Origin of the sequence: Prosthecomicrobium sp. N25, assembly GCF_037203705.1 — a bacterium.
GTDB lineage: Bacteria > Pseudomonadota > Alphaproteobacteria > Rhizobiales > Ancalomicrobiaceae > Prosthecodimorpha.
Genome location: NZ_JBBCAT010000002.1, coordinates 729,609 through 740,893, shown reverse-complemented (window position 1 = coordinate 740,893; position 11,285 = coordinate 729,609). Strand labels below are relative to the sequence as shown.

Sequence of the window (11,285 nt, the reverse complement as noted above, 5' to 3'; positions counted from 1 at the left end):
GCTGTCCGGGCGCACCGGTCGCCGGCCCGGAGGCTGGCATGCCGGCACAGGGCCCGTCAACGCTCGGCGGCAACGGCGGATTTCCGACCTGGACGGTGCCTCAGCGTCCGAGCGCGCGCCGCAGCCGGGCGGCCGCCTTGAGGACCCCCGCTTGCGGGCCGCTGCGCAGCCACAGCATCGCCTCGCTGCGCCAGCGGCGCCCGACCGACCGGTCGAGCCGCTCCACGAGCGGCAGCAGCGTCTCGGCCGACCAGGCCGGCGCCGTGCTCTCCCGCGGCGGCCAGGCGTCCGCGAACAGCGCCGGGTCGCCCGTCTCGACCCGCAGCCAGGCGAGGTCGTCCTGCACGAGCGCCCAGATCCGGTCGAGTACCGGCCGCGGCAGCGAGAAGGGCGTGCCGGGGATCTTGCGGACATCGTCCCGGAACCAGAAGGCGAGAGCGCGGATGTCCGGGTCGGTCGCGATGTCGCCGAGGTCGGGGCCGTCCTCGGCCCCGGCCCGGCGCCCCTTCTTGGCCGCCTTGCGCCGCTCCTTGGTTGTCGTCCGCCCCGCATGGCGGCTCGCCAGCAGCCGGTAGTGGGCCTCGATCAGCAGCAGCGCCTCGTGGCTCGTGCGCGGGTTGTTCCAGGGCCGCGGCAGGAGCCCCGCCACCCGCGGGTCCGCGCCGATCGCCGCGCAGAAGTCCGCGATGAGGTCGCCGTCCCGGAAGCGCCGCTTGTCGAACACCCGGATGTCGACCGCCGCCCGCCCGAAGGCGTCGATCCAGCCGCCGAGCCGCCGACGGTACTGCGGAACGATCGGGCTCGTGTCCGGATCGGTCTCGACACTCTCGGTCAGTTCCGCGACCGTGTGGCCGTGCTTGACGTTCTCCTGCGCCCGGCTCGACGCCCAGGAGAGCGGATCGCGCAGGTAGGCGACGATCCGGATCTCGTCGAAGTGGCGCGTCAGCAGGGCGTGGAAGGCGGCGATCTCCGCCTCCGTCATGTTGAAGAAGCCCTCGCCCGAGATGACCAGCAGGGGCGCGCGCCGGGCGGCGAGCCGCTCCTCGAGGGCCGCCCGCACGGCGCCGGCATCGTAGGCGTCGATGCCTTCGGCGAGCCCGAGCGAGCGCGCCGCCGACCCCTTCAGCCGCTTGGCGCTGCCTGACAGCGCCACCTTCACCACGCGCGAGTGGTTCTGACCGAGGTCGAGATAGTCGATGCCGAGCGGCAGGAGCTCCGCTCGCGCCTTGTGGAAGGCCGCCTGGATCGAGGTCGACCCGGTCTTGGTCATGCCGATGTGGACGACGACGCGGGCCATGCTGCCTCCCGGTGCGCTCAGACGCCGAGGCGCCGGCGCGCCTGAAGGGCGAGCCGCCAGACCGCCCGCACGGGCTTCGGCAGCCGGCGGCGGCGCTTCTCGACCTTCATCACGTCCCCGAGGCCCGTCTCGATCACCGCCGCCAGCCCGCGCAGCGTCTCCTTCGACCAGGCCGGCACCGGGGCCTCCTTGGGCGGATACTGGTCCGCGAAGAGGTCCGGCTCGCCCGTCACCTCCCGCAGCCACGCGATGTCCTCCGCCGACCGCTCCCAGACGGCGTCGAGCACCATCTTGGGCAGGGCGAAGCGGGTACCCTCGATGTCGCGGATGGCCTGGCGGAACGGGAAATTGAGCGGCGGCTTGCGGTACTGGTCGGACTCCTCGAAGCCCTCGTGGCTGCGCCCCGGCGCGTCGATGTCGATCTCGTGCCCGGCCGCCTTCCGGCCGCGCTGCTCCACGATGTCGTAGTGGGCCATGATCAGGTAGAGCGACTCCGCCGAGGCGCCCTTGTTGTTCCAGTTGCGCGGCAGCTTGCGCGCGAGGTCCGCCGGAGCCCCGATGGCGGCGCAGAAGTCCGCCAGGAGATCGCCGTCCTGGAAGCGCTTGCGGTCGAACACGCGGATGTCAACGGCCTCCCGGCCGAAGACGTCGATCCAGTTCTCGATGCCGGACCGGTAGCGCGGCATGATCGGGCTCTTCTCGGGCCTCTCCCGCACGCTCGCCACCAGCGCCTCGATGCTGTGGCCCCGCTTGATGTTCTCCTGCGCGCGGCTCGACGCCCAGGTGGTCGGGTCGCGCACGTAGACGATCACCCGCACCGCCTCGAAATGCTGGTCCGCCAGCGCCTTGAGTTTGACCACGTCCTTGCGGGCGAAGTGCAGGATGCCCTGCCCGCTGACCACCACCTTCGGGGCGCGCGGGGCGGCGAAACGCGATTCGATCTCGCGCACGACGAGGGCGGGATCGTAGTCGACGTCGTCCTTCTCGACCCCGAGCAGGCGGGTGACGTCGCCCTTGAGGCCCTTGGCGGTCCGGCGGGCGGCCACCAGCATGATCTTGGTGTGGTTCTGACCCATGTCGAGATAGTCGACGCCATGCTCCAGGAGCAGTTTGCGCGCGTCGTGGAACGTCGCCTCGATCGAGGTCGAACCGGTCTTGGTCATGCCGATGTGCAGATAGAGCGTGGCCATGGATCCTCCGCCCGGCTCACACATTCCGGGGTGCCCATCTCAGATGCGGCCCGGTCATAGGCCATCGCGCCCGCCCGGGCAACGGCACTGACGGAGTTCCCGCGCCGTCGTATTCGGTCGGGCGCTCGTCCAGACTGCGCATGGAAACACCTCGCGCCGCTCGGGTTCCGCCGCGTTGTGATTCGGCACGAGATGCCCTAAGGTTATGCCCGCCGGCAGCGGTGGGCCCCCATCCGACGAGTGAGAAAGGCGGACGGGCGGTATCTCTTCAGGGTTTCTGAGGCTCGGACGAGGATCCCGCCGCACCCGGCGCCGAGAGCCGCGTTCTCTAGGCGCCCCGAAGCCATCCTCGGCGCCCGGCGCGACGGACCATACGCCGACGCGCCGGTCAGAGCCCGATCATGGCCGGCAGCCGGGTGGCGAGGCCCGGGAAGAGCCACAGGATGCCCAGGCAGAGCACTTGGATCGCCACGAACGGGATGATTCCGAGATAGATGTCGGAGGTCTTCACCGACGGCGGTGCCACCCCGCGCAGGTAGAAGAGCGCGAAGCCGAAGGGAGGGGTCAGGAAGCTCGTCTGCAGGTTCACCGCCATCAGCACGCCGAGCCAGACCGGGCTCATCGGCGTCCCGTCCGGCATCGGCAGCTTGAGGAGCACCGGCGCGGTGATCGGCACCACGATGAAGACGATCTCCAGGAAATCGATGAAGAAGCCCATCGCGAACATGACCAGCATCACGACCGCGACGGCCCCGAGCGTGCCCCCCGGCAGGTCGACGAGGACCCGCTGCACGGTCTCCTCCCCGCCGAGCCCGCGGAAGACGAGGGTGAAGAGCGTGGCGCCGATCAGGATCACGAAGACCATCGAGGTGATCTCCCCCGCCGAGCGCATGACGGGGACGAGCACGCCCGCGCGCCACACGGCGACGAGCGCCGTCCCGATGCCCGCCGCGACCGCCGCGACCGCCAGGGCCGCCGCCGCGATCCCGGCCCATTCCGCCGGCGACGTCCGGCTCCGCCCGAGCCGCGTGTCGATGAGCCCGACCAGCACCACCAGGACCGCGAGCCCCGCCCAGGCCGCCAGCATGAAGCCGCGCCGCGCCGGCGCCGCCCGCGCCCCGGCCAGCAGGATCGTGCCGACCGATCCGACCGAGGCGGCCTCCGTGGGCGTCGCGATGCCGGCCAGGATCGAGCCGAGGACGCAGAGGATGAGCGCCACCGGCGGGACCAGCGCGGTCATCACGGTCGCCAGCGGCACGCTGCGCTCGCCCGCCGGCATGGCCGGCGAGGTCTCGGGCCTCAGCCAGGCGACCAGCGCCTGGAACACCATGTAGAGCGCCGCGAGCACCAGTCCCGGCACCAGCGCCCCGGCGAAGAGGTCGCTGACCGAGACCGTCTCGGGGGCGAAGACGCCCTGTTCGAGCTGCGCCTTCTGGTACGCCGAGGCGATCAGGTCGGCGAGGATGACGAGCACGATCGATGGCGGGATGATCTGCCCGAGGGTGCCCGCCGCCGCGATCGACCCGCAGGCGAGCTTCGGCGAGTAGCCGCGCCGCAGCATGGTCGGCAGCGACAGAAGCCCCATGGTGACGACCGTCGCCCCGACGACCCCCGTCGAGGCCGCCAGGAGCGCGCCCACGAAGGTGACCGAGATCGCCAGCCCGCCGCGCACCGGACCGAACAGGGCGCCCATCGTTTCCAGCAGGTCCTCGGCGACGCGCGACTTCTCCAGCATCACGCCCATGAAGACGAAGAGCGGCACCGCGATCAGCACCTCGTTCGTCATCGTCCCGAAGATCCGCTGCGGCAGCGCGTGCAGGAAGGTCGGGTCGAAGACCCCCAGCGCGACGCCGAGGGCGGCGAAGAGGAGCGACACCCCGCCGAGCGTGAAGGCGACCGGGAATCCGGCCATCAGGGCGAGGCAGATCGCCGCGAAGAGCAGCGCGTCGAGGACGGACCCGGTCATGGAGCGGGGTCGCCCCCGAACCGCGCCAGGCCGACCGCCTCCCCCCGCAGCGCCTGGACGGCGCGGATCGCCAGCGACACGCCCTGGAGCCCCGTCAGGACCGTGAAGGCCAGGATGCCGGACTTGAGCAGGAACAGTGCCGGGATGCCGCTCGTCTCGCGCGACCCCTCCAGGATCGCCCAGGACTTCGTCACGTAGGGGAGCCCGGTCCACAGGACGACGCCTGCGAGCGGCAGGAGGAACAGGAGCGATCCCGCGAGGTCGACGGCGGCCCGCGCGCGCGGCCCCGCCGGGCGGTACAGGATGTCGACCCGCACATGCCCGTCGGCGAGGAGCGTCGCGCCGGCCATCAGGGTGAACTGCAGGCCGAAGAGGTAGACGAGGCTCTCCTGCAGCCAGATCGAGCCGATGCCGAACACGTAGCGCATCACCACGACGGTGAACTGGACGAGCACGAGCGCCAGCGAGGCCCAGGCGAAGACGCGGCCGACCCGCCGGTTCACGGCATCGATTGCGTCCGCGATCGCTCCCATGATCCCCGTCCCGGCCCTTCGACCGGCCCCTTGTACCGGCATGGGCCGCTCCCGCAAGCCCGCCCTGCGGGCCATGCCCTCGAATTGCCCCGGCCGCCATGCCATAGTGGCGCGTCCATCAGCCGGAACCGTCCCGTCCTCCATGTCCGCCACGCCGATCGTCCTCGTCTCCGCCGACAACCGCCTGTTCGACAACGTCAGCTGGCATGCGACCCCCGCCCAGTATGTCGAGGCCGTCCTCTACGGTTCGGGCGCCATGCCGCTCGTGCTTCCCGCCCTCGGCGGCGGCCTCGATCTCGACGCGATCCTCGACCGGGTCGACGGCGTGCTGCTGACCGGCTCGCGCTCCAACGTCCACCCGAGCCTCTACGGCGTCGAGCCGGCCCCGCAATACGAGCCCTACGACCCGGCGCGCGACGCCACCACGCTGCCCCTGATTCGGCTGGCGATCGCGCGCGCCAAGCCGCTGCTCGCCATCTGCCGCGGCTACCAGGAGCTGAACGTCGCCCTCGGCGGCACGCTCCACACCGAGATCCAGGACTTCGAGGGCCGGATGGATCACCGTGCCCCGGCCAGCGACAACAACGACGTCCGCTACGCCATCCGGCATCCGATCCGGGTCCTGCCCGGCACCTGCATCGGCCGGATCCTCGGCGAGGGCGAGGTCCAGGTGAACTCGCTGCACCGCCAGGGCATCGCCGAGCTTTCCCCGCGCCTGGTCGTCGAGGCGGCCGCGCCGGACGGCACCATCGAGGCGGTGCGCGTCGCCGACGCCGCCGGCTTCGCGGTCGGAGTGCAATGGCATCCGGAATACTGGGTCCGGTCGGATACCGCCTCGTCGCGCCTCTTCAAGGCCTTCGGCGACGCCGTCCGGGCCGAGGCCGCCTCGCGTAGCCCGGGCCGGGTCGCCGCCGAGTAGGCCTGACGTCAGGTCAGAATGACAGGGCCGGCCGACAAGCCTATCGTGCCCGTCGACCAGGGAGGACCGCCATGGCGCACGACGGCCACGGGCACCATCACGACCACGACCACGATCACGACCATCACGGGGGCTCGGCGCTCGACGAGATGACGCTGCGCGTCAAGGCGCTGGAGTCGCTCCTCGTCGAGAAGGGCTACGTCGACCCCGCCGCGCTCGACGTCATCGTGGAGGCCTACGAGACCCGCATCGGGCCTCGGAACGGCGCCCGCGTGGTGGCCCGCGCCTGGAGCGACCCGGCGTACCGGGAGCGGCTCTTCGCCGACGCGACCGCCGCTGTCGCGGAACTCGGCTACAGCGGCCGCCAGGGCGAGCACCTGGTCGCGCTGGAGAACCGCCCTGGCCTGCACAATATGGTCGTCTGCACCCTCTGCTCCTGCTACCCCTGGACCGTGCTCGGCCTGCCGCCCGTCTGGTACAAGTCCGCGCCCTACCGCTCGCGCGCGGTCATCGAGCCCAGGGCCGTACTCGCCGAGTTCGGCGTGGCCCTGCCCGCCGACACCGAAGTCCGGATCTGGGATTCGACCGCGGAGATCCGCTACCTGGTCGTTCCGGAGCGGCCGGCCGGCACCGAGGGCTGGAGCGAGGAGCGCCTCGCGGACCTCGTCACCCGCGATTCCATGATCGGCACCGGCCTCGCCCGGCGCCCGGGCGAGGTGGCGGCATGAACGGCGCCCAGGACCTCGGCGGCCAGATGGGCTTCGGGCCCGTGGAGCCCGAACCGGAACATGTCCGCTTCCACGCCGATTGGGAGCGCCGGGCGCTCGCCCTGACCCTCGCCATGGGGGCGACCGGCAGTTGGACCCTCGACCGCTCCCGCTTCATGCGCGAGAGCCTGCCGCCGGCCCGCTACCTGTCCTCGTCCTACTACCAGATCTGGCTCGCCGGCCTCGAGCGGCTCCTTGTCGACGCGGGCCTGGCGACCCCCGCGGAACTCGCCAGCGGCGCTGCGCAGGGCAAGGCCAGGCCGGTGAAGCGGGTCCTGACGGCCGCCGACGTGCCGGCCGTGCTTGCCCGGGGCGGACCCTGCAGCCGGCCCGCCGAGGAGCCGGCCCGTTTCGCGGCGGGCGACCGCATCGTCGCCGCCAACATCCACCCGCGCACCCACACCCGCATCCCCCGCTACGTGCGCGGCCGGCCGGGCCGGATCGAGGCGGTTCACGGCGTCTTCGTCTTCCCGGACACCAATGCGCACGGATTGGGCGAGCAGCCGGCTTGGCTCTATTCCGTGGCCTTTAGGGCGCCCGACCTCTGGGGTCCCGATGCCGATCCGGCCTCGACGGTGCGGGTGGACCTTTTCGAGCCCTATCTGGAGCCCGCGCCGTGACGGTCGCGCTCGACGCCCTGCCGGCCCTGCCGCGGGACGAGGGCGGGCCCGTCTTTGCCGCCCCCTGGGAGGCGCAGGCCTTCGCGCTGGCCGTGAAGCTCCACGAGGCGGGCGTCTTCGGCTGGGACGAGTGGGCCCGGACGCTCGGCGACGAGATCCGCCGCGCCCAGGCCTGCGGCGACCCCGACACGGGCGAGACCTACTATCGCCACTGGCTCGCCGCCCTCGAGCGCCTGGTCACCGAGAAGGGGGTCGTCAGCCCCGCGGCCCTGGACGACCGCCGCGACGCCTGGGACCGCGCCGCCCGCGCCACGCCGCATGGCGAACCCATCGTGCTGGGACGGGACAGTCAGTCGGCCGGCTGACTGACGATCGCGAGAAGCCTACCCGCCGGCCGTGCCGCCGACGAGCGACGCCCCGAGGAGAAGGACGCCGAGGACCAGGATCGCGCAGGCGCCGAGGATCTCCGCGCCGCGCAGGATCCGCCCAGCCCAGGGACCGTCCGGCCCCGCAAGCCGCGTCGCCAGGCCTTTCATTGAAACCGCCAGGCTCGCGAGCGCCGCAACCGAGATCCCCGTGCCCGCCGCCATGGCGAGCGCCGACAGGGCGCCGGCCCAGAAGAGCCCCTGGCTGAAGGCGAAGACGAGCACGATCAGCGCGCCCGTGCAGGGCCGGATCCCGACGGCCCAGACCGCCGCGAGCGCGCGCGAGGCCGGCATCGGCCCGGCGAGCGTCCGCGGATCGGCAACGTGGCCGTGGCCGCAGTCCGCGCAGACCATCATGGCGGCGGGCGCCGAGGCTCCCCCTGCGACGCCGCCGGACCGCAGTCCCGGGCGGACCAGCCGCATCGTCTCGTGACCGCACGCCGGCCCATGCACGTGTCCGGCCTCCGGCCCGCCGGCGAGCGCCGCCCTCGGCTGGGGCAGCAGCACCAGCCCGCGCCGCAGCGCCTTGGTCCAGACCAGCCAGAGGCCGAGCGCCGTGACCAGAACCCCGCTCGCCAGCTCGAAGGCGCGCGTCGCCTCCGTGATGGCGAGGCTCGTGAGATTGAGGAGATAGGTCGCCGCCCCGACGAACAGGATGGCCACCGTCGCCTGCAGGAAGGCCGACACGAAGGAGAGCATCACCCCGCGCCGCAGCGTCTCGTCGTTTGCCACCACGTAGGAGGCGATGACCGCCTTGCCGTGGCCCGGCCCCGCCGCGTGGAAGACCCCGTACAGGAAGGAGAGCCCGACCAGCGTGGCGGCCGCGGCCGGATCCGTCTTCAGCAGTTTCACGGCGCCGGTCAGCGCCCGGTAGAAGCCCGACTGCTGCTGCGCGATCCACCCGAAAACGCCCGACCCGGCCCCGCTCGCCGCCTCCGGCGCTCCGACGCCGAAGGGCCCCGCCCCGGCGGCCAGAGCCGGCGCCGCGACCAGGAGCATCAGGGCCGCCAGGAGCGGGACCGCGGCGGCACGGCCCGGGCGAGGGCCGCTCAGGGGCATTTCACGCCGATCCGGTTGGCGAGCTGGCTGGTGACGGCCCGCAGCTCCGCCGGCAGCTCGCGCTCCGTCGCCGGGATCTGGCCGAGGATCGCCGCCGCCGCCCCGTCCGGAGCCCCCTTGCGCACGACCTCCAGGCTGCAGCCCGTTGGACTGTTGACGAGCAGCGCCGGCTCGTCCTTCACCAGCTCGAAGTCGACGAAAAAGATCGGGTCGTAGACGTCGAGCTCCAGGCTCGCCCCGCCCATCTTGATCGGTTCGATCAGGGGAAGTGTATAGAACAGGGTCAGGAGGCCGTCGTTCACCTGCAGCCAGTATTCGGAGGGCAGCTTGAAGCCCTTGCGCTTGTCGCCCTGCTTCAGGAAGGTGAAATAGTCGTATTCCTTCAGGGACTCGACATTGATCTTGGCGAGCGGCTGGAGCTCCTCCCGCGACAGCTGGCCGTCGCCGTTCTGGTCGAGCCCCTGGGTCGCGAAGGCCGAGAAGGCATCGTCGAAGCGCCAGACATGCCGGATCGCCGTCAGCGTCCCCTTGCCGTCGAATACGAGCTCCGCCCGCGCGTCCACGAAGACGTGCGGGTGCGCCGCCGCGGGCGACGCTCCGGTGAGGATCAGGGCGAGGACGCCGAGGAGGCGAAGGATCATGGTCGAATCCGGGGATGGCGTTGAAGGTCTGGCCCGACGCTCACGGAACGGTAGGGCAGGACCGCGCCGGCGAACAGGCCCGACGATGATGGCCGAAGCGCGGCGCGCCGCCGCTCAGGCCTTCACGCCGCGCACGTCCCGGCAACGGCCGAACCATTCGACGAGAAAGTCCACGAAGACCCTCACCTTGCCGGACAGGTGCCGGCGGTGCGGGTAGACGGCGTAGATTCCGGCGGCGTTCGTCTCATAGGCCTCCAGGAGCGGCACGAGCCGGCCGGACGCGATCTCCTCGCGCGCCGTGAACCAGGGCAGCCGGGCGAAGCCGAGCCCGGCGAGCGCCGCCGAGCGGGCGACCTCGGGGCTGTTCACTTCCACGCGCGGGCTGACCGTCACGATCGCGCGCTCCCCGTCCACCCGGAAGGCCCAGTTGTGGCGGCCTCGGTAGTTGGTGTCGACGATGCAGGGCAGTCCGGCCAGGTCCTGCGGCGTCTTCGGCGTCCCGTGCTGGGCCAGCACCGCGGGCGCGGCCGTCAGCACATTGCGGAAATCCGCGAGCCGCCGCGCGATCAGGCTCGAGTCGGCGAGCTCCGTGATCCGGATCGCCACGTCGAAGCCCTCCTCCACCAGGTCGACGAAGCGGTCGTCGAGCCTGAGGTCGACCATGATCTCCGGCTGCGCCACCAGGAACTCCATGATGGCCTCGCCGAGCTCCGCGTCCCCGAAGCTGCGCGGCGCCGAGACGCGCAAAAGCCCGCGCGGCTCCCGGTGCGTGTCCCTGACCGAATCGGCGAGATCCTCGATTCGCTGCAGGATCTCGGTCGCCTCGCGGTAGTAGGCCTGCCCGACCTCGGTCAGCGAAAGCTGCCGCGTGGTCCGGTTGAGCAGCCGGACGCCGAGCTCGTCCTCCAGGTCCTTCACGTATTTCGAGACGAGCGCCTTCGACTTGGCCATGCGCCGGGCCGCGGCCGAGAAGCCGCCGGCCTCGACGACGCCGATGAAGGCCTGCATGCGGGTGACGGTGTCCATGGACGCTGTCTCTCTTTATCGAACAATACGTCAGAAAGACGCGTAATTGTCAATGTCAGGGCCGAAGAGCATATCGGGAGCCAGCAGTGCCGCCCCCACCGTCCGTGGCGGCCGACCGTCAAGAAGGAGCACCCCGTCATGAACACCCGTTTCGATCCGGCCTACGGCGCCTTCGTCCTGCGCGTCGCCCTCGGCGTCCTGTTCGTCGCCCACGCCGCCCTGAAGATCTTCGTCTTCACCATCCCGGGCACGGTCGGCTTCTTCGCCAGCCTCGGCCTGCCCGCCATCGCCGCCTACGGCACGATCGCCGCCGAACTGCTCGGTGGCGTCGCCCTGATCCTCGGCCTCTGGGTCCGCCCCGTCGCGGCCGTGCTGGTCCCCGTCGCGCTCGGCGCCACCTGGGCCCATGCCGGCAACGGCTGGCTCTTCACCGCCCCGAACGGCGGCTGGGAGTTCCCGGCCCTGATCGCCGCCGCGACCATCGCGCAGGTCTTCCTCGGGGCCGGCGCCTTCGCGCTGAAGGGCGAGGACCGCGCCGTCTACGCCGCGCTCCCGGCCGAGTGAGCCGGACACGCCTGAAAACGATTCGCGAGCCGGCCCGGGTCCCACCCGGGCCGGCTTCGCCGTCCGGCTCCGGGACGGCGCGGTCCGCATCTCTCGACCGGCTCCGGGACGTTCGCGCCCGCCGGACCGCAAGCCGTTCCAGGCCCTTGCGAAAAGCCGGTTCTCCGGACCCACGGAATTTCGAAGAAACCCCTTGCATGTGACGCGGTTTTTCCCTATCTCCCGTCTCGCCCAATTTCGCACGTGCCTGTGGCTGCGTGCCGGTAGGCGACACCCGA

The 11,285-nt window shown here is 71.7% G+C and carries 12 protein-coding genes; 5 read left to right on the top strand and 7 right to left on the bottom strand.

Going from position 1 to position 11,285, the window contains the following annotated elements; all coding sequences use genetic code 11:
• Positions 1 to 100 precede the first annotated feature (100 nt).
• From WBG79_RS18265 to WBG79_RS18250, 4 genes are all read right to left on the bottom strand, one after another.
• The gene (locus WBG79_RS18265; protein WP_337358613.1) at positions 101 to 1,297 is read right to left on the bottom strand and encodes a hypothetical protein; all 1,197 of its coding nucleotides are present in this window, start codon (positions 1,295 to 1,297) and stop codon (positions 101 to 103) included.
• 17 nt (positions 1,298 to 1,314) lie between these two features.
• Positions 1,315 to 2,487 (bottom strand): hypothetical protein, encoded by a 1,173-nt coding sequence (locus WBG79_RS18260; RefSeq protein ID WP_337358612.1) that lies wholly within the window; start codon positions 2,485 to 2,487, stop codon positions 1,315 to 1,317.
• A gap of 388 nt (positions 2,488 to 2,875) precedes the next feature.
• Positions 2,876 to 4,453, bottom strand: coding sequence for a TRAP transporter large permease (locus WBG79_RS18255; protein ID WP_337358611.1), 1,578 nt, complete (start codon positions 4,451 to 4,453; stop codon positions 2,876 to 2,878).
• On the bottom strand, positions 4,450 to 4,986 hold the full coding sequence (locus WBG79_RS18250; protein WP_337358610.1) for a TRAP transporter small permease subunit: 537 nt from the start codon (positions 4,984 to 4,986) through the stop codon (positions 4,450 to 4,452). Before WBG79_RS18250 ends, WBG79_RS18255 begins: the two co-directional genes overlap by 4 nt.
• A gap of 142 nt (positions 4,987 to 5,128) precedes the next feature.
• On the opposite strand from WBG79_RS18250, the gene WBG79_RS18245 reads away from it, so the two are divergent.
• The 4 genes from WBG79_RS18245 to WBG79_RS18230 all read left to right on the top strand — a co-directional run bounded on the left by WBG79_RS18245 (position 5,129) and on the right by WBG79_RS18230 (position 7,657).
• Positions 5,129 to 5,905: a gamma-glutamyl-gamma-aminobutyrate hydrolase family protein gene (locus WBG79_RS18245; RefSeq protein WP_337358609.1), complete on the top strand. Its 777-nt coding sequence runs from the start codon at positions 5,129 to 5,131 to the stop codon at positions 5,903 to 5,905.
• A gap of 71 nt (positions 5,906 to 5,976) precedes the next feature.
• Complete coding sequence (gene nthA / locus WBG79_RS18240; RefSeq protein ID WP_337358608.1) at positions 5,977 to 6,633, top strand: nitrile hydratase subunit alpha; 657 nt, start codon at positions 5,977 to 5,979, stop codon at positions 6,631 to 6,633.
• Complete coding sequence (nthB, locus tag WBG79_RS18235) at positions 6,630 to 7,292, top strand: nitrile hydratase subunit beta (protein ID WP_337358607.1); 663 nt, start codon at positions 6,630 to 6,632, stop codon at positions 7,290 to 7,292. Before nthA ends, nthB begins: the two co-directional genes overlap by 4 nt.
• Positions 7,289 to 7,657: a nitrile hydratase accessory protein gene (locus WBG79_RS18230; RefSeq protein ID WP_337358606.1), complete on the top strand. Its 369-nt coding sequence runs from the start codon at positions 7,289 to 7,291 to the stop codon at positions 7,655 to 7,657. Before nthB ends, WBG79_RS18230 begins: the two co-directional genes overlap by 4 nt.
• Before the next feature lie 18 nt (positions 7,658 to 7,675).
• Here WBG79_RS18230 and WBG79_RS18225 read toward each other — a convergent pair whose 3' ends face one another.
• The 3 genes from WBG79_RS18225 to WBG79_RS18215 form a co-directional block, all read right to left on the bottom strand.
• Entirely contained in the window at positions 7,676 to 8,776 is a 1,101-nt protein-coding gene (locus tag WBG79_RS18225) for a nickel/cobalt transporter (protein ID WP_337358605.1), read from the bottom strand.
• The gene (locus tag WBG79_RS18220) at positions 8,767 to 9,417 is read right to left on the bottom strand and encodes a DUF1007 family protein (protein ID WP_337358604.1); all 651 of its coding nucleotides are present in this window, start codon (positions 9,415 to 9,417) and stop codon (positions 8,767 to 8,769) included. Before WBG79_RS18220 ends, WBG79_RS18225 begins: the two co-directional genes overlap by 10 nt.
• Before the next feature lie 114 nt (positions 9,418 to 9,531).
• Positions 9,532 to 10,443, bottom strand: coding sequence for a LysR family transcriptional regulator (locus tag WBG79_RS18215; RefSeq protein ID WP_337358603.1), 912 nt, complete (start codon positions 10,441 to 10,443; stop codon positions 9,532 to 9,534).
• A gap of 138 nt (positions 10,444 to 10,581) precedes the next feature.
• Between WBG79_RS18215 and WBG79_RS18210 the strand changes: the two genes are divergently transcribed.
• On the top strand, positions 10,582 to 11,007 hold the full coding sequence (locus tag WBG79_RS18210) for a DoxX family protein (RefSeq protein ID WP_337358602.1): 426 nt from the start codon (positions 10,582 to 10,584) through the stop codon (positions 11,005 to 11,007).
• The last annotated feature ends 278 nt before the right edge of the window (positions 11,008 to 11,285 follow it).